Annotated in this window: 26 protein-coding genes; 13 read left to right on the top strand and 13 right to left on the bottom strand. The window is 73.3% G+C overall.

Annotation, left to right across the window (positions count from 1 at the left end):
* Positions 1–84: 84 nt before the first annotated feature.
* On the bottom strand, positions 85–1695 hold the full coding sequence (locus ABD665_RS03970; protein WP_204912138.1) for an alpha amylase C-terminal domain-containing protein: 1611 nt from the start codon (positions 1693–1695) through the stop codon (positions 85–87).
* A gap of 173 nt (positions 1696–1868) precedes the next feature.
* Complete coding sequence (locus tag ABD665_RS03975) at positions 1869–3323, bottom strand: histidine kinase N-terminal domain-containing protein (protein WP_204912137.1); 1455 nt, start codon at positions 3321–3323, stop codon at positions 1869–1871.
* A gap of 219 nt (positions 3324–3542) precedes the next feature.
* Here ABD665_RS03975 and ABD665_RS03980 point away from each other — a divergent pair, with 219 nt between their 5' ends.
* From ABD665_RS03980 to ABD665_RS21650, 3 genes are all read left to right on the top strand, one after another.
* The gene (locus ABD665_RS03980; RefSeq protein ID WP_204912136.1) at positions 3543–3842 is read left to right on the top strand and encodes a DUF3311 domain-containing protein; all 300 of its coding nucleotides are present in this window, start codon (positions 3543–3545) and stop codon (positions 3840–3842) included.
* Positions 3839–5473 carry a monocarboxylate uptake permease MctP gene (gene mctP, locus ABD665_RS03985; RefSeq protein WP_204912135.1) on the top strand — a complete coding sequence of 545 codons (1635 nt, stop codon included), beginning with the start codon at positions 3839–3841 and terminating at the stop codon, positions 5471–5473. The genes ABD665_RS03980 and mctP overlap by 4 nt, the downstream gene beginning before the upstream one ends.
* Positions 5474–5636: 163 nt before the next feature.
* The gene (locus ABD665_RS21650; RefSeq protein WP_369797015.1) at positions 5637–5711 is read left to right on the top strand and encodes a 50S ribosomal protein bL37; all 75 of its coding nucleotides are present in this window, start codon (positions 5637–5639) and stop codon (positions 5709–5711) included.
* A gap of 83 nt (positions 5712–5794) precedes the next feature.
* Here ABD665_RS21650 and rsrA read toward each other — a convergent pair whose 3' ends face one another.
* The 4 genes from rsrA to ABD665_RS04010 form a co-directional block, all read right to left on the bottom strand.
* Positions 5795–6085, bottom strand: coding sequence for a mycothiol system anti-sigma-R factor (rsrA, locus tag ABD665_RS03995; RefSeq protein ID WP_204912134.1), 291 nt, complete (start codon positions 6083–6085; stop codon positions 5795–5797).
* The gene (locus ABD665_RS04000) at positions 6082–6774 is read right to left on the bottom strand and encodes a sigma-70 family RNA polymerase sigma factor (protein ID WP_204912133.1); all 693 of its coding nucleotides are present in this window, start codon (positions 6772–6774) and stop codon (positions 6082–6084) included. The genes rsrA and ABD665_RS04000 overlap by 4 nt, the downstream gene beginning before the upstream one ends.
* A 90-nt stretch (positions 6775–6864) precedes the next feature.
* Entirely contained in the window at positions 6865–7578 is a 714-nt protein-coding gene (locus tag ABD665_RS04005; protein ID WP_204912132.1) for an alpha/beta family hydrolase, read from the bottom strand.
* A complete protein-coding gene (locus ABD665_RS04010) occupies positions 7575–8405 on the bottom strand; it encodes an SOS response-associated peptidase family protein (protein ID WP_204912131.1) in 831 nt (276 codons plus the stop codon). The genes ABD665_RS04005 and ABD665_RS04010 overlap by 4 nt, the downstream gene beginning before the upstream one ends.
* Before the next feature lie 41 nt (positions 8406–8446).
* Here ABD665_RS04010 and ABD665_RS04015 point away from each other — a divergent pair, with 41 nt between their 5' ends.
* From ABD665_RS04015 to ABD665_RS04040, 6 genes are all read left to right on the top strand, one after another.
* Positions 8447–9394 (top strand): DoxX family membrane protein, encoded by a 948-nt coding sequence (locus ABD665_RS04015; RefSeq protein ID WP_204912130.1) that lies wholly within the window; start codon positions 8447–8449, stop codon positions 9392–9394.
* A 107-nt stretch (positions 9395–9501) separates the two neighbouring features.
* Positions 9502–10932 (top strand): 3-phosphoshikimate 1-carboxyvinyltransferase, encoded by a 1431-nt coding sequence (gene aroA / locus ABD665_RS04020; RefSeq protein WP_204912129.1) that lies wholly within the window; start codon positions 9502–9504, stop codon positions 10930–10932.
* A gap of 18 nt (positions 10933–10950) precedes the next feature.
* Positions 10951–11964, top strand: coding sequence for a ribosome small subunit-dependent GTPase A (rsgA, locus tag ABD665_RS04025; protein ID WP_344741147.1), 1014 nt, complete (start codon positions 10951–10953; stop codon positions 11962–11964).
* 10 nt (positions 11965–11974) lie between these two features.
* A complete protein-coding gene (locus ABD665_RS04030) occupies positions 11975–12805 on the top strand; it encodes an inositol monophosphatase family protein (protein ID WP_204912128.1) in 831 nt (276 codons plus the stop codon).
* Between the two features lie 43 nt (positions 12806–12848).
* Positions 12849–13424 carry an NTP transferase domain-containing protein gene (locus tag ABD665_RS04035; protein ID WP_204912127.1) on the top strand — a complete coding sequence of 192 codons (576 nt, stop codon included), beginning with the start codon at positions 12849–12851 and terminating at the stop codon, positions 13422–13424.
* A gap of 40 nt (positions 13425–13464) precedes the next feature.
* Entirely contained in the window at positions 13465–14613 is a 1149-nt protein-coding gene (locus ABD665_RS04040; protein ID WP_204912126.1) for an XdhC family protein, read from the top strand.
* A 148-nt stretch (positions 14614–14761) separates the two neighbouring features.
* Here the strand turns inward: ABD665_RS04040 and ABD665_RS04045 are convergent, their stop codons facing one another.
* The 4 genes from ABD665_RS04045 to ABD665_RS04060 form a co-directional block, all read right to left on the bottom strand.
* Positions 14762–15337 (bottom strand): sigma-70 family RNA polymerase sigma factor, encoded by a 576-nt coding sequence (locus tag ABD665_RS04045; RefSeq protein WP_204912125.1) that lies wholly within the window; start codon positions 15335–15337, stop codon positions 14762–14764.
* Between the two features lie 226 nt (positions 15338–15563).
* Entirely contained in the window at positions 15564–15998 is a 435-nt protein-coding gene (locus tag ABD665_RS04050) for a DUF779 domain-containing protein (RefSeq protein WP_204912124.1), read from the bottom strand.
* On the bottom strand, positions 15998–17521 hold the full coding sequence (gene adh / locus ABD665_RS04055; RefSeq protein WP_204912123.1) for an aldehyde dehydrogenase: 1524 nt from the start codon (positions 17519–17521) through the stop codon (positions 15998–16000). Before adh ends, ABD665_RS04050 begins: the two co-directional genes overlap by 1 nt.
* A 135-nt stretch (positions 17522–17656) precedes the next feature.
* Positions 17657–18943, bottom strand: a complete 1287-nt coding sequence (locus tag ABD665_RS04060) for a sigma-54-dependent transcriptional regulator family protein (protein WP_204912122.1) — start codon at positions 18941–18943, stop codon at positions 17657–17659.
* 29 nt (positions 18944–18972) lie between these two features.
* On the opposite strand from ABD665_RS04060, the gene ABD665_RS04065 reads away from it, so the two are divergent.
* Positions 18973–19830 carry an SRPBCC domain-containing protein gene (locus ABD665_RS04065; RefSeq protein WP_204912121.1) on the top strand — a complete coding sequence of 286 codons (858 nt, stop codon included), beginning with the start codon at positions 18973–18975 and terminating at the stop codon, positions 19828–19830.
* Between the two features lie 53 nt (positions 19831–19883).
* Positions 19884–20312, top strand: a complete 429-nt coding sequence (locus ABD665_RS04070) for an NUDIX domain-containing protein (protein ID WP_204912120.1) — start codon at positions 19884–19886, stop codon at positions 20310–20312.
* Between the two features lie 24 nt (positions 20313–20336).
* On the opposite strand, the gene ABD665_RS04075 is transcribed toward ABD665_RS04070, so the two are convergent.
* Positions 20337–20786 carry an Hsp20 family protein gene (locus ABD665_RS04075; protein WP_204912119.1) on the bottom strand — a complete coding sequence of 150 codons (450 nt, stop codon included), beginning with the start codon at positions 20784–20786 and terminating at the stop codon, positions 20337–20339.
* Between the two features lie 126 nt (positions 20787–20912).
* On the opposite strand from ABD665_RS04075, the gene ABD665_RS04080 reads away from it, so the two are divergent.
* A complete protein-coding gene (locus ABD665_RS04080) occupies positions 20913–21254 on the top strand; it encodes a MerR family transcriptional regulator (protein WP_344741155.1) in 342 nt (113 codons plus the stop codon).
* Positions 21255–21284: 30 nt separating this feature from the next.
* On the opposite strand, the gene ABD665_RS04085 is transcribed toward ABD665_RS04080, so the two are convergent.
* Complete coding sequence (locus tag ABD665_RS04085) at positions 21285–22691, bottom strand: DHA2 family efflux MFS transporter permease subunit (protein WP_204912118.1); 1407 nt, start codon at positions 22689–22691, stop codon at positions 21285–21287.
* A gap of 83 nt (positions 22692–22774) precedes the next feature.
* Here ABD665_RS04085 and ABD665_RS04090 point away from each other — a divergent pair, with 83 nt between their 5' ends.
* The gene (locus ABD665_RS04090; RefSeq protein ID WP_204912117.1) at positions 22775–23365 is read left to right on the top strand and encodes a TetR/AcrR family transcriptional regulator C-terminal ligand-binding domain-containing protein; all 591 of its coding nucleotides are present in this window, start codon (positions 22775–22777) and stop codon (positions 23363–23365) included.
* Positions 23366–23420: 55 nt separating this feature from the next.
* Here ABD665_RS04090 and serA read toward each other — a convergent pair whose 3' ends face one another.
* Positions 23421–24623: a phosphoglycerate dehydrogenase gene (gene serA, locus ABD665_RS04095; protein WP_204912116.1), complete on the bottom strand. Its 1203-nt coding sequence runs from the start codon at positions 24621–24623 to the stop codon at positions 23421–23423.
* Positions 24624–24632 lie beyond the last annotated feature (9 nt).

Genomic DNA, 24632 nt, shown 5'->3' on the forward strand with positions numbered 1-24632 from the left:
ACGCGGACGGCCCGCACCCCGAGGGGTGCGGGCCGTCGTCGTTCGCGGCCGGTCAGCGGGCGGCCGGCTCGGTCGGAGCACCCCTCAAAGGCGGTCCTTCTTCGTGAACGCCACCGCGCCGCGGGCGGGCAGGACCACGGTCGCGCGGCCCTTCTTGTCCACCTTCACCGTCGTGCCGGCGCAAACGCCGTCGGACTCCCCGCCGGTGAGCGTGTCGCAGTAGGTGCCCTTCTTCAGCCCCGTCTTCACGGTGATCGTCCGGGCGGAGGTGTTGTTGTTGAACCCGGCCCAGCCCTTCGTGCCGCGGCTGAACGCGAGCACGTTCTGCTCGTCGTCGTCGACGTGCCGCTTGCCGGCGCTCCCCACGTACTGGTGGAACCGCACCATGGCCGCGACCCCGGCCTTCGCGTGGTCGCAGGTCCAGCGCCCGTTCGAGCAGCTGGCCCGGTCGATGATGCCCTCGTCGTCGGACGGCGGACCCTGGTTGGCGTCCGCGCCGAAGGTGAAGCTCGAGAACACCTGCGGCGAGCCGTAGCCGTCCGCCAGCAGCCACTCGGTGGCGAGCAGGTACTGGTCCCCCTCCTTGTACGTGAGCGCGTTGGCCGCGTCGTGGTTGGTGTCGTGGTTGGTCACGAACGACATGGTCCTGCTCGACCTCGTGAGCCCCGACCCGCTGCCGAACGTCGCCAGCCCGGAGATGTCGCCCTGGCGGTCCGAACCCTCGTAGCTCCGGAACGCGCCGTAGATCTGCTTGACCCCGTCCAGCCCGAGCACGTCACCGTGCTCGGTGTACGCCTCCGGGCTGAGCACGCCGGGGCTGCCCGCACCGATCTCGAGCGCCCAGTAGGGCCGCTTGCCGTCGACGGTGGGGCGCAGCCGGTCGTAGATCGCGTCCAGGTCGGCCGGGGCCATGTGCTTGCCCGCGTCGACCCGGAAGCCCGAGACGCCGTAGCGCAGGAGCTTGTTGAGGTACGCGGCGAGCGTGGCCTGGACCTTGGGGGTCTCGGTCCGGAGGTCCTCCAGCCCGACGAGGTTGCAGTTCCAGACCTCGGTCTTGTTGTTGAAGTCGGCGATCCCGCCGTCGGCCGAGGGGCACGCACCGACGTTGTAGTGGAAGTCCTCGGGCACGTAGCCCGCGTCGGCGTACGTGTACGGGGTGTAGCTCTTGCCGCCGTACGAGAGGTTGCCCTGGCCGGTGGTGTGGTTGATCACCGCGTCCACGTAGACCTTGACCCCGGCTTCGCGGCAGTCGGTGACCATGTCGCGGAACTGCTGCTCGTCGCCCATCCGGCTCGTCAGCCCGTAGTCGACCGCCTGGTAGACCTCCCACCAGGGGTGCAGGTAGGCGTCGGAGCCGTTGCCCGTGGCGGTGCGCTTCACCGAGTCCTGCGGCGGCGCGACCTGCACGCCGTCGTAGCCGATCTTCGCGAGCCGGGGGCACTCGGAGGCGACGCTGCGCCAGCTCCACTCCCACAGGCTGGCGGTGACGCCGGGCTCCTGGACCTTGCGCGACGCCTTGGCCGCGGCGCCGCCGACCGACGCGACCTGCCCGGTCAGCTGTGCCGCCGTCGCCTGCGGGGTGCTGGGCACGGCGGGCGCGGCCGACGCGGTGGTCGTGGTCGCCGCGGCCAGCGCGGCGGCGAGGGTGGCGAGTCCGACGACGGACGTGCGGAGCAGGGTTCGGGGCACAACCATGGGCCCTCCTTCGGGTACGGCGGGGTGTCGACGCTCGTCGAGCGCCCGGCGCGACCAGCGGTCGCGCCCGGGGACTTCCTAGCAGCCCGTCCCGCGTCCGACGCGTCCGACCCTCACGTGCCCCGCCACCGGCCCCGCGGCCGTACGCCGCGTCCGTGCTCCTCGGGTCGAGGTCAGCGCGGGATGTCCACCACGGCCAGCGTCCCCGGACCGTCCGTGCGGTTGTCGAGGGTGAAGGTGCCCTTCATCTCGGCCACCAGGGTGCTGACGATCTGCAGCCCGAGGCTCCGCGACTTGCGCGCGTCGAAGTCCGGCGGGAGCCCGCGGCCGTCGTCGGTGATCTCGATGCGCAGGTGCCCGTGCGCCGTGCTGGGCACGACCCGGACCTCGCCCGAGGAGTCGGCCAGGCCGTGCTCGACGGCGTTCTGGCACAGCTCGGTCACGACCATGGCGAGGCTCGTGGCCACGTCCGCCGACACGGCACCGAAGCTGCCCTCGCGTCGCGCCGACACCCCGCCCCAGCTGGCCGACACGTCGCCGACCATGCGCAGCAGGCCGTCTGCCACCCGGTCGAAGTCGACGATCTCGTCGAAGGCCTGCGACAGGGTCTCGTGCACGATGGCGATGGACGCGACCCGCGAGGTCGCGTCCTCGAGGGCGACCCGCGCCTCGTCGGAGGTCATCCGCCGGGCCTGCATGCGGAGCAGCGCGGCGACGGTCTGGAGGTTGTTCTTGACCCGGTGGTGGATCTCGCGGATCGTCGCGTCCTTGGTGACCAGCTGGCGTTCCTTGCTGCGCAGGTCGCTGACGTCGCGGCACAGCACGATCGCGCCGACCCGGACGTCGTCCTCCACGAGCGGGATGACGCGCAGCATCAGGTGAGCGTCGCCGGACACGAGCTCGCCCCGGCGCGAGGAGCGGCCGGACAGCACGGAGCGCACCGAGTCGTCGACCGGTCCCTCCGAGGCCGGGAAGAAGCTGGCCGTCAGGGTGGGCAGGTGCTCGTCGACGAGGTCGCCGATCAGCCCGAGCCGGCGGTAGGCGCTCAGCGCGTTCGGGCTGGCGTACTCCACGTCGCCGGCCGGGCTGATCTTGATGAAGCCGTCGCCGACGCGCGGGTTCATGGCCAGGTTCGTCTCCCCCGGCGTCGGGAAGGAGCCGGTCGAGACCATCCGGGCCAGCTGGGCGCCGGTGTCGAGGTAGGCCTGCTCCAGCCCGCTGGGCGCGCGGGTGCCGAGCACGCTCGTGTGCTGCTCCACCACCGCGATCACGCGGTCGTTCAGCTTGACCGGGATCGCGCGGCTGTCGACGGGCATGCCGGCCTGCAGCTTGCCCTCGCTGGTCCGGGTCATGCCCCCGCTGACGAACGCGTCCGAGACGAGGTGCTCCGGGGAGTAGGCGATCAGGTCGCCGACCACGTCGTCGAACAGCGAGGTCGCGCCCGTCGTCGGCCGGACCTGCGCGGCGGCCCAGTACACGTTCGGGTCGTGGTCGGGGACCCAGAGCACCAGGTCGGAAAAGCTCAGGTCCGCGAGCAGCTGCCACTCCGACACGAGGAGCTTGAGCCAGCGCTGCTCCGCGTCGTCGAGGTCGGTGTGCTCCGCGACGATCTCCGACATCGACGGCATGCGCGCACTCTAACCGCGTGCCCGAAGGGTCCGGGCCCTCCGCGGGCCCTCCGGGACCGCTCCTGCCGATCCCGGGAACTTTTCGGCCCTCCCGGACGTCCGCGAGGTCGGCGCGCCGTGGACGGTGCTTGACCGTCCGCACACGCGGCGGGTACCTATGAGGACCGGACCGGCCCCCTCCGGTCCGGCGAGTCACGCCGACGTGGCCGGAGGAGCCTGATGACCAACCATCCCGCGCCCACGACGGGCGGGACCGACCCACGCTGGAAGCTCAGCCCCACGAAGATCGTGGTCGCGCTGCTCCTCCTGGCGGGCATCGTCGTCCCGCTGCTGGTCGGCACGTACGCCAAGGTCGAGCCGCGGCTGTTCGGCTTCCCCTTCTTCTACTGGTACCAGCTGCTCTGGGTCTTCATCGCGGCCGGCCTCTGCTTCCTCAGCTACGTGCTGCTGAAGCGGGAGAAGGACGCGTTCGCCCGCGACGCCGCGCGCTCCGAGCGCACCGAGGGGGGAACCCGATGAGCATCAACTGGGTCGCGCTGACCGTCCTGGTCGTGCTGTTCGCCGTCGTCACCGTGATGGGCTTCCAGGCCGCGCGCTGGCGGCGGGCGGACGACATGGCGTCGCTGCACGAGTGGGGCCTCGGCGGCAAGAGCTTCGGCACCTGGACCACCTGGTTCCTGCTCGGCGGCGACCTCTACACGGCGTACACGTTCATCGCCGTCCCGGCGGCCATGTGGGCCACCGGTGCGGTCTCCGGCTTCTTCGCCGTCCCGTACACGATCGTGCTCTACCCGGTGATCTTCTACTTCCTGGGTCGCATGTGGTCGGTCGCGCACCGGCACGGCTACGTCACCACCGCCGACATCGTGCAGGGCCGCTACGGCACCCGCTCGCTGAGCCTGGCGGTCGCCGTCACCGGCATCCTCGCGACGATGCCGTACATCGCCCTGCAGCTGGTCGGCATCCAGGCCGTGCTCGAGGTCGTCGGCCTGGGCGGCAGCAGCCTGCTCGCCCGCGACCTGCCGCTGCTGATCGCCTTCGCGGTGCTGGCGGCGTACACCTACTCCTCGGGGCTCCGCGCGCCGGCCATGATCGCGTTCGTCAAGGACATCCTGATCTACATCGTGATCATCGTCGCGGTGGTCTACCTGCCCACGAAGCTGGGTGGCTGGAGCAGCATCTTCGACGCCGCGCAGACCAAGATGGCGGCGCCCTCCGCGGCCAACCCGAAGGTGCCGACGGGTGTCTTCATCCCCGCTCCGACCCAGTACTGGGCGTACGCCTCGCTAGCCCTTGGCTCGGCGATGGCGCTGTTCATGTACCCGCACTCGGTGACGGCGACCCTGTCGTCGAAGACCCGCAACACCGGGCGGCGCAACGCCGCCATCCTGCCGGCCTACTCGCTGCTCCTGGGCCTGCTGGCGCTGCTCGGCTACATGGCCATCAAGGCGGGCACCAAGCCGATCGGGCTGGACGGCAAGGTCAACCCGCAGCTGGTCATCCCGCAGCTGTTCGAGGACCAGTTCCCGAGCTGGTTCGCGGGCGTCGCCTTCGGGGCCATCGCCATCGGCGCCCTGGTGCCGGCCGCGATCATGTCGATCGCCGCGGCGAACCTCTTCACCCGCAACATCTACAAGGCCTACTTCAAGCCGCAGGCGACGGACGCGCAGGAGGCCAAGGTCTCCAAGCTGGTCTCGCTGCTGACCAAGGTCGGCGCGCTGATCTTCGTGCTGACGCTGGACAAGCAGAACGCGCTGAACTTCCAGCTGCTGGGCGGCCTGTGGATCCTGCAGACGCTCCCGGCGATCGTGTTCGGCCTGTTCACCCGGTGGTTCCACCGCTGGGCGCTGCTCGCCGGCTGGGCGGTCGGGATGATCTACGGGACCGTCGTCGCGTACGGCGGCTGCACGGCGTGCTCGACGCGGCCGTTCGGCAACTCGTTGGCGATCGTGCCCGGCCTGGGCGACGCCGGCTACATCGGCATCACCGCCCTGGCGCTGAACGTGGTCGTGGCCGTGGTGCTGAGCGCGATCCTCAACGCCGCCCGGGTCTCGAACGGCACGGACATCACCTCGCAGTCGGACTACTTCGCCGACCTGGGCGACCCGGCCGTCGAGCCCGCCCTCGACACGCACCGCTCCATCCACTGAGGCCGGTCCAAGCAACCCGTCCACGACGTCCGACCGCCGTCCCGGCCGCGCACCGCACGCGCCGGGACGGCGGTCGACGCCGGTAGGCCGTGAGGTGTGGAAGAATCAGGGGCTGTGCCCGGCGCGAGCCGGGGCCTCGGAGTCGCAGCAAGGAGTGATCACCATGGGCAAGACCGGCCGCAAGCGTCGTGCGCGTCGCAAGAAGGGCGCGAACCACGGCAAGCGCCCCAACGCCTGAGCGCTGACCCACCTCGGGTTCAGACGTGCGAAGACCCCGCAGCCCTCAGGGCTGCGGGGTCTTCTCGTCTCCGGGAGCGCGGCTCAGAACGTGCCGCGCGTGACCTGGATCTTCGTCATGATGCTCACCCGCAGGTGGTCGGGGGCCTTGTCGTTGCCGCAGCACCGCTTCACGAGCGACTTCACGGCCTGCTCGACGTCGTAGCGGTCGAGGCACGGCTCGCAGTCGGTCAGGTGCGCGCGGATCTCGTCACCCGTGGCGTTGTCGACCTCGTGGTCGAGGAACTCGTAGACCCGGGCGAGCACGTGCTCGCACTGGGCGTCGGTCCCGCGCTCGGGGGTCCCCGGCGTGGTCTCGCGGCTGTCGGTGCTCATGCCCGCGTGTCCTCCTTCACCCGCATCCCGCGGTCCCGCGCGTAGTCGGAGAGCAGGCGACGCAGCTGCGTCCGCCCGCGGTTGAGACGCGACATCACGGTCCCGATCGGGGTGCCCATGATCTCGGCGATCTCCTTGTAGGCGAAGCCCTCGACGTCGGCGAGGAACACCGCGAGGCGGAAGTCCGGGCTCAGCTGCTGCAGCGCGTCCTTCACGTCGGAGTCCGGCAGGTTCTCCAGCGCCACGGTCTCGGCCGACTTCAGCCCGCTCGAAGTGTGCGACGCGGCGCGGGCGATCTGCCAGTCCTCGACGTTCTCGCCGTCCGAGAGCTGCGGCTGGCGCTGCTTCTTGCGGTACGTGTTGATGTAGGTGTTGGTGAGGATCCGGTAGAGCCACGCCTTGAGGTTGGTGCCCGGCGTGAACTGGTGGAACGAGGAGTACGCCTTCGCGTACGTCTCCTGCACCACGTCCTCGGCGTCGCTCGGGTTCCGCGTCATCCGCAGGGCGGCGGCGTAGAGCTGGTCGAGGTACTGCAGGGCGTCGGCCTCGAAGCGCGCGTCGCGCTCCTCGGGCGTCTCGGTCGCGAGGTCGACCACCGGGGCCTGATCGACGCTGGCCAGCAGCGCGTCGGCCTGGTTCTCGAGCTCGTTGGGCGCAGAGGAGGACGGGTGCGTCGCGGGGATGCTCATCACGTACGAGAGTACCGGCGACCCGCCCGCTCGCGCTGCGTCCCGCGGCTGCGGGGTCACGAACATCGGCATGTGGGTGCAACGCGTCCGTCAGGACGGTATTCCCGGCCCTCCCGCGAGCCCCCGGACGAACGCCGACGTCCTCGTGACGGCCTCCGAGCGGAGCTCCGCGGCCGTCGGGGCGGCACCCCGGGGCACCCGGCCACCGTGGTCCGCGCCCGCCAGCTCCACCACCTCGACCCCCGCCGCCCGGGCCGGGTCGACCTCCGGGCCGGCCAGCGCGGCGACCACGTCGGCGGCGCTGCCGAACGTGTCGCGCGTCCCCTGCAGCACCAGCCGGGGCACGTCCGGGGCGAGCAGCTCGGGCAGCCGGGACCGTTCGGGCCGCCCGGGCAGGTGCAGCGGAAAGCTCAGGCAGACCACCCCGGACGCCCCGAGCCCCGCGGCCGTACGGCAGGCCACGCGGGCGCCGGCGCTGCGGCCGCCGGTGACGAGCGGGAGCCCCGGGCCGACGGCCGCCAGCACGGTCGTGAGCCCGGCGAGCCAGGCCTCGTCGAGCCGCGGCGGGCGTACGGCGACGCGTCCGCCGGCCACGCGCCACGGCTGCTCGAACCGCAGCACCGTGACGCCGTCGTCCGGCAGCCGGTGGGCCAGGGCCAGGAGGTCGGGCGCGTCCACGCCGCCGCCGGCGCCGTGACCGAGGACCAGGAGGGCGACGGGCGCGTCGGCCTCGTCGACGTGGAACCGTCCCGGTCCCTGCGGCGTGGCGACCTCCACCAGCCGCACCGCGCGCCCGGGGCTCACACCAGCGGTTCCTGCGCGGGCGGGTCGGGCGTCGCGGCCGGCTCCCCGCCCGACTCGGCCAGCGGCAGGAGCAGCTCCGGGCCGTTGTTCTTCACGCTGTTCACCTCGGTCGACACCGCGTACGCCTCGAGCTCCGCCGCGTCGCTCGTGAGCAGCCCGCGTACGCGGTCCGGGTCGGTCAGCGTCGGGTCGAGCCAGGCGTCCACGACGTCGGGGCGCACGACCATCGGCATCCGGTCGTGGATGTGGCCCGCGGCGTCCCTGGCCTCCGTGGTGATGACGGTGCAGGTGCGCAGCCAGGCGCTGTCGTCGTCACGGTCCTTGGTCGGGTCGCGCCAGATCTCGTACAGCCCGGCCATCACCAGCAGCCCGCCGTCCTGGCGGTGCAGGAAGAAGGGCTGCTTCTTCACCTTGCCCTTGCCGGAGCGGCCGCCGGGGGTGTCGGAGTCGTGGCCGTCGGGGGTGTACCACTCGTAGAAGCCGTCGGCCGGCAGCAGGCAGCGGCGGGAGGCGAAGGCCTTGCGGAACGCCGGCTTCTCCGCCACCGTCTCGACCCGCGCGTTGATCAGCCGGGCGCCGATCGAGCGGTCCTTGGCCCAGGACGGCACCAGGCCCCAGGTGAGCGGGGCGAGCCGGCGGCGTACCTCTCCCTCGGTCGTCGCGCCCGCGGCGTCGTCGCTCCGGACGGCCCGCTCGAAGACCGCCGGCACGGCGACGGTGGGCGCCACGTTGTAGTCCGGGTCGGGCAGCCCCTCGAAGATGTCGACCACGTCGAACTGGTCGGCCAGCCGCTCCGCCCGGGCCGAGACCGCGTAACGTCCGCACACCCGGAGGACGCTACCGGGCCCCGGATCGGTAACAATGAGGCATGACGTTGTTACGCGCCGCCTACCGCACGATGCTGGCCTCCTACTTCATCTCCTCCGGGGTGAAGGCGGTCCGCAACCCGGCGCCGCTGGCGCCGCTGGCCGAGCCGCTGGCCGACAAGCTGGTGCCCTTCGTGAAGAAGTACGCCCCCAGCGAGGTCGCCGGCTACGTGCCGGAGGACCCCAAGACGCTCGTCCGCCTCAACGGTGCGCTGCAGATCGCCGGCGGGCTCGCGCTCGCCACCGGTCGCGGCCGCCGGGTCGGCGCGCTGCTGCTCGCGGGGTCGTTGATCCCGAGCACGCTGGCGAAGTACCCGTTCTGGAGCCAGAGCGGCGAGGAGGCGGCCGCCTCGCGGAGCCACTTCGCGAAGAACGTGAGCATCCTCGGCGGCGTGCTGCTCGCCTCCCGCGACACCGAGGGCAAGCCCGGCATCGCCTGGCGCGCCCAGGCCGGCGGTCACGCCATCGCCAAGAGCACCAGCCGGACCACCAAGAAGCTGACCCACAGCGGTGCGGGCGACAAGCTCGCCAAGCAGGCCGGCCAGGTCGGCGACGCGGTGAGCGACGTGGCCAGCGACGTCGCGAGCAAGACGTCCGACCTCGCCGGTGCGGCCGTCGCCGGCGGCGTGGCGCTGCTCGGTGCGGCCGAGGTCGCCACCCGTGGCACCCGCAAGAAGGCCCGCAAGCAGTTCAAGGTGGCCCAGGTCACCGCGGCCAAGCAGGCCAAGGTCACCGGCAAGCGCCTGGCCGAGCAGGCCAAGGAGGCCCAGAAGGTCGCCGTCAAGCAGGCCGGCGAGGCGAAGAAGATCGCCGCCGCCCGGGCCGAGGAGGCCCGCGAGGCCGCGCAGAAGGCCGCCAAGCAGGCCAAGAAGGACGCGAAGAAGCGCGGCGCCAAGGCCGTCAAGTCCACCAAGAAGGTCGGCCGGCACATCCAGCTCGGCGAGAACTGACCGCTCGGGACACGCTCCCCCGCACCAGCACACGGACCGCCCGCCCGGAAGGGGACGGGCGGTCCGTCGCATCCGGGGCCGGAAGACCGCACCTCTAGACTCGCCGCGTGCCCGACCTCGACCCCACCACGACCTCCGACGACGACCTCCGGCCCTGGCCCGCCCCGCAGGCCCCCGTGCCGGTGACGGCGACCGTGACGGTCCCCGGGTCGAAGTCCGAGACCAACCGCGCCCTCGTGCTCGCCGCCCTGGCGAGCGGCCCGTCGACCATCGTCAACGGCCTGGACGCGCGTGACACCCAGCTCATGCGCGACGCGCTGCGCACCCTCGGCGTGGTCGTCGAGGACGAGGGCGACACGTGGCGGGTCACGCCGCCGGAACGCTTCACCGGGGGTTCCGTGGGGTGCGGCCTCGCCGGGACCGTGATGCGGTTCGTGCCGCCGCTGGCGCTGCTGGCCGACGGCCCCGTCTCCTTCGACGGCGACGAGCAGGCGTACGCCCGCCCCATGCGCCCGCTGCTGAACGCGCTGAGCGACCTCGGCGCCGAGGTGACCGCGGACGGCGAGGGCGACGGGCTGCCGTTCACCGTGGTCGGGCGACCCGACCTCGCCGGCGGCACGGTCACCCTCGACGCTTCCACGTCCTCGCAGTACGTGAGTGCCCTGCTGCTGGTCGGCGCCCGCCTGGCCGGCGGCCTGGAGGTCCTGCACGCCGGCCCGCCGGTGCCGTCGCTGCCGCACATCGCCATGACCGTCGCCATGCTCCGCGAGCGGGGGGTCGAGGTCGACGACAGCCGGGCCGACCGCTGGGCGGTCTCCCCCGGCGTGATCGCGCCGCGCGACGTCGTCGTGGAGCCCGACCTCTCCAACGCCGCGCCGTTCCTCGCCGCCGCGGCGGTCACGGGCGGCACCGTGACGGTCCCGCACTGGCCGACCGAGACCCTGCAGCCGGGCGACCAGCTGCGCGACATCCTGTCCGTCTTCGGCGCCGACGTGACGCTGGACGACCGGGGCCTCACGGTCACCGGCACCGACCAGCTGCTCGGCACGGACCTCGACCTGGGCGGAGCGAGCGAGCTGACGCCCGTCGTCGCCGCCCTCGCCGCGCTGGCCCGCGACACCAGCCACATCCGCGGCGTCGCGCACGTCCGCGGCCACGAGACCGACCGGCTCGCCGCGCTCCGCACCGAGCTGGAGGCGATGGGCGCCCGGGTCCACGAGACCCACGACGGGCTCACGATCCACCCCCGCCTGATGGGCGGGACGACCTTCCGCACCTACGCCGACCACCGGATGGCGCAGGCCGGCGCGGTGCTGGGCCTGGTCGTCGCCGACGTCGTCCTCGACGACGTCGCCTGCACGGCCAAGACGATGCCGACCTTCGTCGACCTCTGGACGACGATGCTCGACGAGTCGGTGACCGAGGTCGACGCCGAGCTGGCCGTCGAGGAGCAGGTCGACCCGGAGGTGGACGACCCGCCCAGCATCTTCGACGGGCTGCTGCCCGTCTCCTCCGACGAGAGCCGCAGCCGCCCGTGAGCCGGCGGTGAGGCAGCCGTGAGCCAGCGGGGCGTCGGTTTCGACGACCACGCCGGGTTCGACCGTCCCCGGCGGACCCGGCCGCGGACCAAGGACCGGCCGGACTACTCGCGCGACCCGGTCGGCATGGTCATGACCATCGACCGCGGCCGCTACCGCGTGGTGCTCACCGGGCCGGACGAGGGCCGCGAGGTCAACGCCGCGAAGGCCCGCCAGCTCGGCCGGATGGGCGTGATCGTCGGCGACCGGGTCCGCCTGCACGGCGACGTGTCCGGCGAGGAGGGGACGCTCGCCCGCATCGTCGAGGTGCTCCAGCGCGACACCGTGCTGCGCCGGACGGCCGACGACGACGACCCGTACGAGCGGGCGATCGTGGCCAACGCCGACCAGCTCGTCATCGTCACCGCCCTGGCCGACCCGCCGCCCCGCGTCGGCATGATCGACCGCATCATGGTCGCCGCCTTCGACGCGCGGATCGAGCCGCTGCTGCTGCTGACCAAGGCCGACCTGGCCTCGCCCGACGAGCTGGCGGCCGCGTACGCGCCCCTCGACATCGACGTCATGGCCACCAAGCCCGGTGACGACCTCGACGAGATCCGGGTCTGGCTGGCCGGCCACCGGACCGTGTTCATCGGGCACTCCGGCGTCGGGAAGTCGACGCTGGTCAACGCCCTGATCCCCGGCGCGGGCCGGACCACCGGCGTGGTCAACGACGTGACCGGCCGCGGCCGGCAGACCTCGACCTCGGCCGTCGTGCTCGAGCTCCCGGCCCACCAGGTCGACGGCGTCGACCTCGAGCCGGGCTGGGTCATCGACACCCCCGGCGTCCGGTCGTTCGGGCTGAGCCACGTGACCCGCGAGAACATCGTCGCGGCGTTCACCGACCTCGACGCGCTGACCGCGGACTGCCCGCGCGGGTGCAGCCACGAGACCGGGGCGCAGGACTGCGCGCTCGACCTGGCCGTGGTGCGCGGGGACTTGCCGCGCGCGCGGCTCGAGTCGTTCCGCCGGATGCTCGGCTCCGGCCAGTAGGTTTCGTGCCATGCCCGCCGCCCGTACCGAGGACCCGCTCCTGCGCGGCCTGACCGACGACCTCCGGCTGGCGCACCTGCTCGCCGACGACGCCGACTCGATCACCATGAGCCGCTTCAAGGCGCTCGACCTGCAGGTCACCAGCAAGCCCGACCTGAGCCCGGTCACCGACGCCGACACCGCCGTCGAGGAGTCGGTCCGCCGCACCCTCGGGCGCGCCCGTCCGCGCGACGCGGTGCACGGCGAGGAGATGTCGGACACCGGCTGGGGGCCGCGGCGCTGGGTGATCGACCCGATCGACGGCACCAAGAACTTCGTCCGCGGCGTCCCCGTGTGGGCCACGCTGATCGCCCTCATGATCAACGACGAGGTCGCGGTCGGCGTCGTGTCCGCACCCGCCCTCGGGCGCCGCTGGTGGGCGAGCCTGGGCGGCGGCGCGTACGCGGGCAAGTCGCTGATGTCGCCGGTCGAGTGCCACGTGTCGAAGGTCGCCGAGATCGAGGACGCCTCCCTGAGCTACGCCGAGATCGGCGAGTGGGTCGAGGCCGGGCAGGGCCAGGAGTTCGTCGACCTGCTGCGCAGCTGCTGGCGGACCCGCGCCTACGGCGACTTCTGGTCCTACGTGCTGCTCGCCGAGGGCGCGGTCGACATCGCCTGCGAGCCGGACCTCGAGCTCTACGACATGGCCGCCTGCTCGATCGTCGTGACCGAGGCCGGCGGGTCGTTCACCGACCTCGACGGCCGGGCCGGTCCGCTGGGCGCGGGCGCGTACGCGACCAACGGGCTCCTGCACGACGCCGTCCTGGCCCAGCTGCGACCCGCTCCCGACGACGAGGACTGAGCCGGCCGTCGGCGCCGAGTCGAGAGCCGCAGGCGTCGACGGGGTGCTGCTGGCGGCCGGGGCCGGACGACGGGCCGGCGGACCGAAGGGGCTGCGCCACGACAGTTCGGGGGCGCCCTGGGTGCGCCGGGCCTCGGAGGTCCTGCTCGACGGCGGCTGCGACCGTGTCCTCGTGGTGGTCGGTGCCGCCGGCGACGAGGTCGCCGCGCTGCTGCGACTCCCGGGCTGGAGCCACGCCGACCGGGTCCAGGTCGTCCCCTGCCCCGGCTGGGCGGTCGGGATGGGCGCGTCGCTCGCGGCGGGCCTGCGGGCCGTGACCGCCGACGTCGCGGTGGTGCACCTGGTGGACCTGCCCGACGTCCCGGCCGCCGCGGTGCGCCGGGTGCTCGACGCGGGTGGCCGGAACCGCAGCACCTTGGCGCGCGCGACGTACGCCGGCCGGCCCGGGCACCCGGTGCTCGTCGGTGCCGACCACCTCCCGGCCCTGCTCGCGACCCTCGAGGGCGACCACGGCGCGCGGGCCTACCTCGACGCGCACGACGCCCTCGGGGTGGCGTGCGAGGACCTGGCGACCGGCGTGGACGACGACGCTCCCCCAGCCGGCGACACCCGGCCGTAGTCCGCGGCTGGTAGAGAGGTTCCGTGGTCAGGGTCCGGCGGTGAGCGCCTCGCGCGACGTGCTGCCCGCGCTGCTCGCTTGGTGGCGGGACGGGAGCGCCTGCGCGCTGGCCACCGTCGTCGCGACGTGGTCCTCCGCCCCGCGCCAGCCGGGCGCCTCGATGCTGGTCGGCCCCGACGGCAGCGTGGTGGGGTCGCTGTCGGGCGGCTGCGTGGAGGGGGACGCGTACGCGGTCTGCGAGCAGGTCCTCGCCGACGGCGTCGCCACGGTGCGTCGCTACGGCGTCAGCGACGCGGAGGCGGCCGAGGTCGGCCTGACCTGCGGCGGCACCATCGACGTGCTCGTGGAGCGGGTGGACGCGGGCGGGTTCCCGGAGCTGGAGGCCGTCGCCGCCGACGTGGCGGCCGGCCGGCCGGTCGCCGTCGCCACGGTGGTCGCCCACCCCGACGCGGCCCTCGTCGGGCGCCGGCTGGTCGTGCGCCCGGAGGGGGACCCGACCGGGACGCTCGGCACCACCAGGCGCGACGACGCCGTCGTCGACGACGCGCACGGTCTGCTGGCGGCCGGCCACACCGGCACGCTGACCTACGGCCCGGACGGCGAACGCCGGGGCGAGGGTCTGGAGGTGTTCGTCGCCTCGTACGCGCCCCGTCCGCGGATGCTCGTCTTCGGGGCGACCGACCACGCCGCCGCCGTGGCCACCACGGGGTCGTTCCTGGGCTACCGCGTGACGGTGTGCGACGCCCGCCCGGTCTTCGCCACGGCCGGCCGGTTCCCCTCCGCGGACGAGGTGGTCGTCGACTGGCCCCACCGCTACCTGCGGGCGCAGGCCGAGCAGGGTCTGCTCGACGCCCGCACGGCGGTGTGCGTGCTGAGCCACGACCCCAAGTTCGACGTGCCCGTCCTGGAGGTCGCGCTGCGGCTGCCCGACCTCGGCTACGTCGGTGCGATGGGCTCGCGCCGGACGGCGGAGCACCTGCGCGGCGCGCTGCGCGACCTCGGGCTGACGCCGGCCGAGCTCGACCGGCTCTCCTCCCCGATCGGCCTCGACCTCGGCGCCCGGACCCCGGAGGAGACGGCCGTCTCCGTCGCGGCCGAGATCATCGCCGCGCGCTGGGGGCACGGTGCGCGGCCCCTGAGGCTCGGCGACGGTCCGATCCACGCCCGGCCCGGCCCCGGTCCGGCCTGACCCGGCCTCGGCTCCTGATCCGGCGTCTCCGTACGCCGGGGCGTACCTTCTGCGGTCACGCGCATCCTGCAGGGTGCGCGTGGTCGAACAAGGTACGCGCGGTGCGACGACCGCAGGGTCTCCGGTCGCCGCGGACCGGGAAGGCGGCTCAGGCCGCGGGTGCCGCCAGGTGCTGGCGCAGGCTGAGGACGCCGGCCCGAACGCGGGTCTTGAGCGTCCCGACCGGCACGCTGAGCAGCCGCGCGGCCTGCTCGTGGGTGTGGCCGTCGATGAAGGTCAGCACCACGGCGTCGCGCTGCACGGTGGTGAGCCGCTCGAGCGCCGCCCGCAGCCGACCGGCCTCGTGCCGGGCCACGCCGAGGTCGGCCACGTCGGGGACGTCCCGGTCGGACTCCGCGGCGTCACGCTGGTCGCGGAGGTTCGAGCGGACGACGTGGCGCACCCGGTCGACCGCGCGGCGTCGGGCCAGCATCAGGAGCCAGGCGTACACGCTGCCCTGGACCGCGTCGAAGGTGGCGGCGTTCAGCCAGACGTAGAGGTAGACCTCCTGCACGACCTCGGCCGAGTGCTCGGGCGAGCGCGTCGTCGCGGCGACGACCCGGGTGACCCGTGCTTGCGTCAGGTCGTAGAGCTCGCGGAACGCGTCTTCGTCACGCGCCCGGATCCGGGCCATGAGGGGTGCGAGGAGGAGCTCGGGCGACGAGGTGGTGCCGACATTGGTCACGGGAGCCGATCAGCCGTCGAGCAGTCGTTCCGGCCCCCAAGCCGACGCCACATCCTGACCCACCGCCCCTCAGAAGGCGATGTTCCGCCGAAAATCCTCACCTTTCGGTGCCAGATCGTGACCTAAGGGGTGAGTCGGATGGCGCTGGGCGTGCATCCGTACGGCGCGGGCGGGAGTCCTCCGGGGTCGAGCACGGGGGGTCGGATGGTCGACCCCGGAGGACGGCTCACGCGCGCAACCGTGCTCCCACCGACGCCGCAGGAGAGTCGCCGAGCGCGGCGTCCTCCTCGTCGGTGAGCAGCCGCGAGCGGATCAGGAACCGGACGCCGTTCGGGCTCTCCAGGGAGAAGCCCGCACCGCGGCCCGGCACCAGGTCGATGGTCAGGTGGGTGTGCTTCCAGAGCGCGAACTGCTCGCGGCTCATCCACACGTCGATCGGCTCCGGGGTGCCCGCCTCGTCCGTACCGACCGTGATCCGTCCGAGCAGCACGTCGGCGTCGCCGGTGATGAAGTCGCCCTTCGCGAAGCACATCGGCGACGACCCGTCGCAGCAGCCGCCCGACTGGTGGAACATCAGCGGGCCGTGCTCCTCGCGCAGCGTCCGGAGCATCTCCGCCGCCTTGTCGGTCACCGCCACCCGGGACGGCTGCTGCTCACCCATCAGAAGAAGCCCAGCTTGTTCGGGTTGTACGACACGAGCAGGTTCTTGGTCTGCTGGTAGTGGTCCAGCATCATCAGGTGGTTCTCGCGACCGATGCCCGAGGACTTGTAGCCGCCGAACGCCGCGTGCGCCGGGTACTGGTGGTAGCAGTTCGTCCAGACGCGACCGGCCTGGATGTCACGACCCGCGCGGTACGCGGTGTTGATGTCGCGCGACCAGACGCCGGCGCCGAGCCCGTAGAGGGTGTCGTTGGCGATCGAGATGGCCTCGTCGTAGTCCTCGAAGCCGGTCACCGAGACGACCGGGCCGAAGATCTCCTCCTGGAACACCCGCATCTTGTTGTTGCCCTGGAAGATCGTCGGCGCGACGTAGTAGCCGCCCGACAGGTCGCCGCCGAGGTCGACGCGCTCGCCGCCGGTGATGATCCGGGCGCCCTCCGCGGTGCCGATCTCGAGGTAGGACAGGATCTTCTCGAGCTGGTCGTTGCTGGCCTGAGCGCCGACCATCGTGTCGGTGTCGAGCGGGTTGCCCTGCACCATCGCCTTGACGCGGTCGGTCGCCGCCGGCAGGAAGCCGTCGATGATCGAGTTCTGGATGAGCGCCCGGCTCGGGCAGGTGCAGACCTCGCCCTGGTTCAGCGCGAACATGCTGAAGCCCTCGAGCGCCTTGTCGTAGAACGCGTCCTCGCTGCGGGCGACGTCCTCGAAGAAGATGTTCGGGCTCTTGCCGCCGAGCTCGAGCGTGACGGGGATGAGGTTCTGGCTGGCGTACTGCATGATCAGCCGGCCGGTCGTGGTCTCGCCGGTGAAGGCGATCTTGCGGATCCGCGACGAGCTGGCGAGCGGCTTGCCCGCCTCGGCGCCGAAGCCGTTGACGACGTTGATCACGCCGGGCGGCAGCAGGTCGGCGATGAGCTCCATGAGCAGCAGGATCGACGCCGGGGTCTGCTCGGCCGGCTTGAGCACGATGGCGTTGCCGGCGGCGAGCGCCGGGGCGAGCTTCCACGTGGCCATGAGCAGCGGGAAGTTCCAGGGGATGATCTGGCCGACGACGCCCAGCGGTTCCTGGAAGTGGTAGGCGACGGTGTCGTCGTCGATCTGGCTGCTGTGGCCCTCCTGGGCCCGGATCGCGCCGGCGAAGTAGCGGAAGTGGTCGACGACCAGCGGCATGTCGGCGGCGAGGGTCTCGCGCACCGGCTTGCCGTTCTCCCAGGTCTCCCCCACCGCGAGCATCTCGAGGTTCTGCTCGATGCGGTCGGCGATCTTGTTCATCACGACCGCGCGCTCGGCGACCGACGTCTTGCCCCAGGCGGGGGCGGCGGCGTGCGCGGCGTCCAGGGCGAGCTCGATGTCCTCGGCGCCGGAGCGGGCGACCTCGCAGAACGTCTTGCCGTTCACGGGCGACGGGTTCTCGAAGTAGCGGCCCTTGACCGGGGCGACCCACTCGCCGCCGATCCAGTTCTCGTAGCGGGACTTGTAGGAGACGACGCTGCCGTCGGTCCCCGGGTTGGCGTACACAGTCATGCTTCGCGACTCCTTCGTCGTGGGGCGGCCGGGCCGGGATCGCGCGGCGGACTACGCCCCTGATGGTGACGGTAGGCCGAGCAGGGTTGCCGCAACGTTGCGGCCCCGGTGGCGCGCCCCGGGGGGCGCGTGCGCTCAGGCGAGCCGCTGGTCCAGCGCCGCGAGGTGCTGCTCGACCACGGCCCGACGGGCCGAACCCGCCGGCAGGGCGTCCGCGGCCGCCGTCCACACCCCGTGGTCGTCCCGGCCCTCCGCGCTCTGCCCGTACGCGAGCAGCGCCTCGGCGTCCCCGGCGGCCAGCAGCCGGTCGCGCAGCCGCAGCCGCAGGTCCTCGCGCAGCTCCACGACGCCGGGCGCCTCGGAGGACGGCAGCACCGCTCCGGCGTACGCGGCGACGGCCTCCCGCAGCCGTCCGGCGGCGAGGGCGGTGCGGACCCGCTGCACGTCGGTGGTGAGCGGGATCCGGAGCGCGTACGGGCGCGACGCGAGGACCTCCTCGCCCAGGGCCGAGCGCAGGCGGGAGACCTCCGCGCGGACGGTGACCGCGGACAGGCCGTGCGTCGACAGCGCCGCCTCCAGCTCCCCGCCGCTCAGGCCGGCGCGGCGCTCGGACAGGACCAGCAGGATCTCGCTGTGCCGCAGGCTCAGGAGGGTGCTGCGCCCGGCGCGCACCAGCAGCCCCTGCGGGCGCCCGAGCACGGAGAAGCGCGCGGGCGCGGCCTCGCGATGGACGGGTCGGCCCGGTTCACGCCCGCGGAGGCGGTCGATCCGGAGCTCGGCCTCGGCCGCGGCCACGGTCGCGCGGACGAGGGCGAGCGTCTGGGGGCCGGCGACCTCCGGGCCGCCGGTGATGTCGAGGGCGCCCAGGACGACGCGGCTGTCCGGGTCGCGGATCGGGACCGCGGTGCAGCTCCACGGCGTGACTGACCGCAGCAGGTGCTCGGGGCCGAGGATCTGGACGCCACGTCCGGTGCGCAGGGCGGTACCGGGCGCGTTGGTGCCGGCCCGCGCCTCGCTCCAGTCCGCGCCCGCGACGAAGTGCATCGCCTCCGCCCGCGTCCGCAGCCCGGCGTCGCCCTCGACCCAGAGGATCTGGCCCTGGGCGTCGGTCACGGCGACGACGAGGCCGGCGTCGGTCGCGGCGTCGACGAGCAGCCGACGGATCACGGGCATCGTGCGGGCGAGCGGTGAGCGCCGCCGCAGGTCCTCGAGGGCGCCCGCGCCCAGCGCCACGCCCACGCCGTCCCGCTCGGGGTCGAGCCCGCCGCCGAGGCTGCGGCGCCAGGAGTCGGCGACCACGGGGCGCACGGTCGGGGCGATGCGGCCGGTGGCGAGGAAGTCGTCGTGCAGACCCGCCAGCGTGCGGGCGAGCGTGGCCGCGTCCGAGCCCGGTGGCACGGCGGGGGCGCCGTCGCCCCTCACGACGACCCGCTCGTCATGGACGAAGGATAGTGCGGGACCGCCCGGCCGGCTCCCTCGCGCACGAGGTCGTCAGCCGCCATGATGTCGCCATGGAGCTCACCCACCGCGTACGCGTGCCGGCCCCGCTGGACGAGGCCTGGACCGCGGTCCTCGACCCGGCGCGGGTGGCGGCGGTGCTGCCCGGGGCGCGGGTGGACACGGCGAGCGGGGACACGTTCGCGGGGGCGTTCATGATCAAGCTCGGGTCGTCCCTGCTCGCGCTGACCGGTGACGGGCGCTACGTGACGCGCGACGAGGGCGCACACCGGGTCGTGGTGACGACCGACGCGACCGACCGGCACGGCGACGCCCGGGTGCAGGCGACCCACACCGTGACCCTCGCGCACGCGGGCGGCAGCCGCGCCGAGACCGAGGTGACCGTGCAGACGTCGATGACGTGGAGCGGGCGCCCGGGCCGGCTGGGCGACGGCGTGGTCGTCGACGCTGTGGACCGCGTGCTCGACGTGACCGGGGAGCGCATCGCCGCCCGCGTCGCCGACGGCCTGCCCTGGGTCCCCGCGACCGGGGACGTCTCGGCGCGCGACGACGAGCTCACCGCGGCGGCCGTGGTCGACCACCCGGTCGAGCTGGGCGACGACCTCGGGGCGATCGACGAGACGCCCGCGGGAGGTGGGGCCCCGCAGCCCTCGCCCTCCCCCGGCCCGGCGCCGCGGCCGCCCGAGCCGCGGGAGTACGTCTACCGCCCCTACAGCAACACCGCCGAACCGCACTACGACGTCGCCCGGACGCTGGGCCGGCTGGTCTCCGGCCGGGTGCTGCCCTACGCGGGCCTCGGCGCTCTCGCGGTCTTCGTGGGCGCGTCGCTCGTACGGCGGGCGCGACGCTGAGCGGGTCCGCCCCCGCACCGCGGACCGCCCGCGCGCCGCGCCCCACCTTCACGGTGACGGCCACCGTGCTCCTGCACCGCGGGGACCGGTGGCTGCTCACGGCGCGCAGCACCACGGTCGACGACGCGGCCGGCCAGCTCGGCCTCGTCGGCGGGCACGTCGAGCACCCGGGCCCGGGGCCGGGGCTGCTGGAGGCGACGGCGCGGCGCGAGGCCGCCGAGGAGGTGGGCCTCGACCTGATCGACGTGACCCTCACCTACCTGGAGTCGGAGCACTTCGTCACCGACGCCGGCCTCGGCCAGGTCACCGTGTCCTTCCTCGCCGCTGCCCCCGTCGACCAGGAACCCGTCGTCGCCGACCCCACCGAGCTCAGCGCGGTGGGCTGGTGGACGCCGGAGGAGGCACGGGCCGACCACCGCTGCCCGGACTGGCTACCCGCGCTCCTCCTCCGCGCCCGGACCCGGCTCCTCCGGGCGACGTGAACCGCCGCCCGGGGGCGGGTCCCGTCAGCTGCTGATCGGCTCCGGCTGCGACCGACCCTCGATCGTGCGGGCGCTGCCGTTGACGTCGATCCGGATCTTGCGGGGCTTGGCCCGCTCCGCGACCGGCACGCTCAGGCGCAGCACCCCGTCGGCGTACGACGCGTTGATCCGCTCCAGGTCGAGGTTGTCGCCGAGGACGAGCTGACGGCTGAACACCCCGCGCGGGCGCTCGGCCGCGAGCAGGTCGCTGCCGCCCTGCCGCTCGGGACGCTCGGCGCGGACGGTGAGGACGTTGCGCTCGACGTCGAGGTCGATCGAGTCGGGCTGCACGCCCGGCAGGTCGAACTCGATGACGAACGCCTCGTCCTCGCGCCACGCGTCCATCGGCATCAGCGTGGGCCGGGCCGAGGTTCCCAGCAGCTGCTGGCTCAGCCGGTCCAGCTCACGGAACGGGTCGGTACGCATCAGGACCATGAGAGACACCTCCTGTGGACGTTGAAATGGTCCGTGGTGTCGACGTCAGAAAGAGGTAACCTCTATCGATCACCACACATTCATGATAGCCAGCGGCAGAACGACGTCAAGCAGAACGGAGGGACGGTGGCGGGACGCGAGGAGCAGGACGAGGACGGGCCGGACGAGCGGGCCGCCGACCCGAGCCAGGGCGTGTACGGGATCTCGGTGGTCTCCGGGCTGCTCGGCACCGGGGTGCAGAACCTGCGCGCGTACGAGCGCGCCGGCCTCCTGCAGCCGGACCGCACCGCGGGCGGCACCCGGCTCTACAGCCCCGAGGACGTGGCCCGGCTCCGGCGGATCCAGCGGCTCCTCACCGACGGCCTCAACCTCACTGGGGTGGGACGCGTCCTCGACCTCGAGGACGACCTCGCCGAGGCGCGTCAGGAGCTCGAGCAGCTCCGCGACGGCGGGCCCGCGCCGGACTGAGGGAACCCCGTCCGGCACGCCCGCCGACCCTCAGGCGGCGACCGGCTCCCGCGCCTCCTCCGGCGTCGCGGGCGCGGCGACCCGGGGTCGACCGGGCAGCACGAGGGAGAGCAGCACGGACGCACCGGTCAGGCCGGCGGCCCACCAGAAGGACTGCTGGAAGCCCGCGACGGGCCCCACCGCGGCCACCCCGCGCTGCAGGACCACGGCGAGCACGGCGACCCCCACGGCCCCGCCCACCTGCATCGCGATCCGCGTGATGATGCTCGCGTGCGGGATCTCGTCGCGCTCCAGCCCGACGAACCCCACCGCCATCAGGGGAATGATCACCGCGCCGAGGCCGACGCCGCGCACCAGCAGGACGACGACGACCACCCAGACCGGGGTCCCCGGCCCCATGAGCGCGAAGGGCACGGTGGCCGCGCCGAGCACCGCGAACGCGACGACGGCGACGACCCGGGCACCGAAGCGGTCGTTCAGGCGGCCGGCGAGCGTGCGGCTCAGCAGGGCGCCGACCCCCTGCGGGACGAGCAGCAGCCCGGCCCCCAGCGCGTCCGTGCCGCGCAGCTCCTGGAAGGACAGCGGCAGCAGCAGCATCGCGCCGTAGAGCGAGGCCCCGGTGAGGAACAGCAGCGACGCGGACGCCGCCAGCGGTCGGTGGCGCAGGAGGTGGACGTCGACCAGGGCGGCGCCACGGTGGCGCAGGGCCCAGAGCGTGAAGGCGACGAGCAGCGCGACGCCGACGGCGATGGGCAGCCAGACGGCGGTCCGGGAGAAGCCACCGCTCCCGCCGACGCCGCTGAGGCCGTAGAGCAGGCCCACGACCGCGGGCGAGAGGAGGACCAGGCCGACGACGTCGAGCCGGGCCTTCGTCCGCGGGCCGTCGGCCGGGATCAGGTACCAGGCCAGCAGCAGCCCGGCGACGGCGAACGGGACGTTCACCCAGAAGAGCCAGCGCCAGCTCGCCGCCCCGAGGATCAGGCCGCCGACCACCGGTCCGAGGATCGGCCCCAGCGCGGTCGGCAGCGACACGACGGCCATCAGCCTCCCGAGGTCGCGGCCACCGGCCGCCTGCATCAGCAGGGTCGTGAGGAGCGGCAGCATCGCCCCGGCCCCGATCCCCTGCAGCACCCGGAACGCGACCAGGCTGGGCGCGCTCCAGGCGAGGCTGCACAGCACGGAGCCGACGAGGAAGACGACGAGGGCCGCCATCCAGAGCCGCCGGCCACCGACCCGCCGCTGCAGCCAGCCCACGACGGGGACGGTCACCCCCAGGGCGAGCAGGTAGCCGGTGCTGACCCACTGGATGGTCGCGACCGGAGCGTGCAGGTCGGCCGCGAGGCTGTGCAGTGCGACGCTGACGATCGTGGAGTCGAAGAGTGGTGCCATCGCGCCGACGACGAGCGCGACGGCGAGGTTGCGGAGGGAACGGTCCATGGCCAGCCTTAGATACGGGGACGTTTCTTGAGCACCGTAAACCGGCCCGATAAGATACGCAAGTGGATCTTCTCGAGGATGTCGTGACCAGCGAGCCAGCCCGCCGGCGACGCGGCAGCGAGCTGGAGGGCGCCCTCCTGGACGCGGCCTGGGAGGAGCTGCAGACCGCCGGCTACGGGGGCCTGACCTTCGAGGCCGTCGCGGAGCGGGCGGGGACGAGCAAGCCGGTGCTCTACCGCCGCTGGCCGACCAAGTCGGACCTCGTGGTGGCGGCCATGCGCCACGCCGGCCTCTTCGACCGTTCGCCCCTGCCGGACACGGGCGCGCTGCGCAGCGACGTCCTCGCCAGCCTCCGCGGCTTCAACGCGTCGCGAGCGGGTTTCATCACGATGATCGGGCTCTACGTCGCCAACATCGCGTCGGACACGGGCCTGTCCCCGGCAGCCCTGCGCGAGCGCCTGCTCGGGAGCGGGGTCTCGGGCGGGCAGGTGTTCCTCGAGCGGGCCGTACGGCGCGGCGAGGTCGCCGACCGGGCCTGGCCGCCGGGGCTGGTGACGATGCCGTTCGACCTGTTCCGCCACGACCTGACCATGACGCTGGCCCCGGTCCCCGAGGCGCGGATCCTCGAGATCGTCGACGACCTCTGGCTCCCGCTGGTCCTGCGGGAGGTCTGAGCCCGCGCCCGGTAAGGGTGTCAGCGGGCCATCGGGGTCAGCGGACTGCCGCTGCTCAGTCGCAGGACAGGACGCGCAGCCGTACGGTCTCGGGCAGGTCGCGCAGGCGCGCGGCGAGGTCGGCGCGCACCGGCCCGACCGTGTCCGTGATGACGTAGCCGAGCTCGCCCCGGGTCGACAGGGTCTGGCCCTCGATGTTGACCCCGGCGTCGCCGAGCACGGTGTTCACCCGCGCGAGCACGCCGGGGACGTTCTTGTGGACGTGCAGGATTCGACTGCGGCCCGGCTCGGCGGCGGAGACCACCTGGGGCAGGTTCACGGACATGGTCGTCGCGCCGACCGTCGCGTAGTCCCCCAGCTTGAGGGCGACGAAGCGGCCGATGTCGGACTGCGCCTCCTCGGTGGACCCGCCGACGTGCGGGGTGAGGATGACGTTCGGGAGGCCCTGCAGGCTCGACACGAACGGGTCGCCCGCGGTCTTGGGCTCGGTCTCGAAGACGTCCAGGGCGGCGCCGGCGATGTGGCCTGACACGAGCTGCTCGCGCAGCGCCTCCTGGTCGACGACGATGCCGCGGCACAGGTTCAGGAACAGGCTGCGCGGGCGCATCTTGGCGAACTGCTCGGCCCCGAAGAAGCCGGCGTTGCCCGGCCGGCCGTCCACGTGCAGGCTCACCGTCTCGGCGACCGACAGCAGCTCGTCGAGGCTGTCGCAGCGCTGGGCGTTGCCGAGCGCGAGCTTGTCGGAGACGTCGTAGAAGTAGACCTTCATGCCGAGCGCCTCGGCGACGACGGAGAGCTGGCTGCCGATGTTGCCGTAGCCGACGATGCCGAGCGTGCGGCCGCGCACCTCGTGCGCACCCTTGGCCGACTTGTCCCAGACCCCCGCGTGCATGGCCGCGTTCTTGTCCGTGAGGTGGCGGGCGAGCGAGATGATCTCGGCGAGGACCAGCTCGACGACGCTGCGCGTGTTGGAGAAGGGCGCGTTGAAGACGGCGACGCCCCGCTCGGCGGCGACGCCGAGGTCGACCTGGTTGGTGCCGATGCAGAAGGCGCCGACGGCCAGCAGGTCGGGCGCCTGCTCGAGGACGCGGGCCGTGACGTTGGTCTTCGAGCGGATGCCCAGCAGCTGCACGCCGGGCAGGCGCGCGGCCAGCTCGGCCTCGTCGAGGGCCCCCTTCACGGTCTCCACCTCGATCCCGCGCTCACGGAGCAGCCGGATGCCCTCGGGGTGGATGTTCTCCAGCAGCAGCGCCTTCACGCACCGCAG

This window comes from Microlunatus spumicola (genome assembly GCF_039536445.1).
Classification (GTDB): Bacteria; Actinomycetota; Actinomycetes; order Propionibacteriales; family Propionibacteriaceae; genus Microlunatus; species Microlunatus spumicola.

Coding starts and splice junctions, on each gene's coding strand:
- ABD665_RS03970 (WP_204912138.1), bottom strand. CDS start 1,695: ATGGTTGTGCCCCGAACCCTGCTCCGCACGTCCGTCGTCGGACTCGCC.
- ABD665_RS03975 (WP_204912137.1), bottom strand. CDS start 3,323: ATGCCGTCGATGTCGGAGATCGTCGCGGAGCACACCGACCTCGACGAC.
- ABD665_RS03980 (WP_204912136.1), top strand. CDS start 3,543: ATGACCAACCATCCCGCGCCCACGACGGGCGGGACCGACCCACGCTGG.
- mctP (WP_204912135.1), top strand. CDS start 3,839: ATGAGCATCAACTGGGTCGCGCTGACCGTCCTGGTCGTGCTGTTCGCC.
- rsrA (WP_204912134.1), bottom strand. CDS start 6,085: ATGAGCACCGACAGCCGCGAGACCACGCCGGGGACCCCCGAGCGCGGG.
- ABD665_RS04000 (WP_204912133.1), bottom strand. CDS start 6,774: ATGAGCATCCCCGCGACGCACCCGTCCTCCTCTGCGCCCAACGAGCTC.
- ABD665_RS04015 (WP_204912130.1), top strand. CDS start 8,447: ATGACGTTGTTACGCGCCGCCTACCGCACGATGCTGGCCTCCTACTTC.
- ABD665_RS04030 (WP_204912128.1), top strand. CDS start 11,975: ATGCCCGCCGCCCGTACCGAGGACCCGCTCCTGCGCGGCCTGACCGAC.
- ABD665_RS04050 (WP_204912124.1), bottom strand. CDS start 15,998: ATGGGTGAGCAGCAGCCGTCCCGGGTGGCGGTGACCGACAAGGCGGCG.
- adh (WP_204912123.1), bottom strand. CDS start 17,521: ATGACTGTGTACGCCAACCCGGGGACCGACGGCAGCGTCGTCTCCTAC.
- ABD665_RS04075 (WP_204912119.1), bottom strand. CDS start 20,786: ATGGTCCTGATGCGTACCGACCCGTTCCGTGAGCTGGACCGGCTGAGC.
- ABD665_RS04085 (WP_204912118.1), bottom strand. CDS start 22,691: ATGGACCGTTCCCTCCGCAACCTCGCCGTCGCGCTCGTCGTCGGCGCG.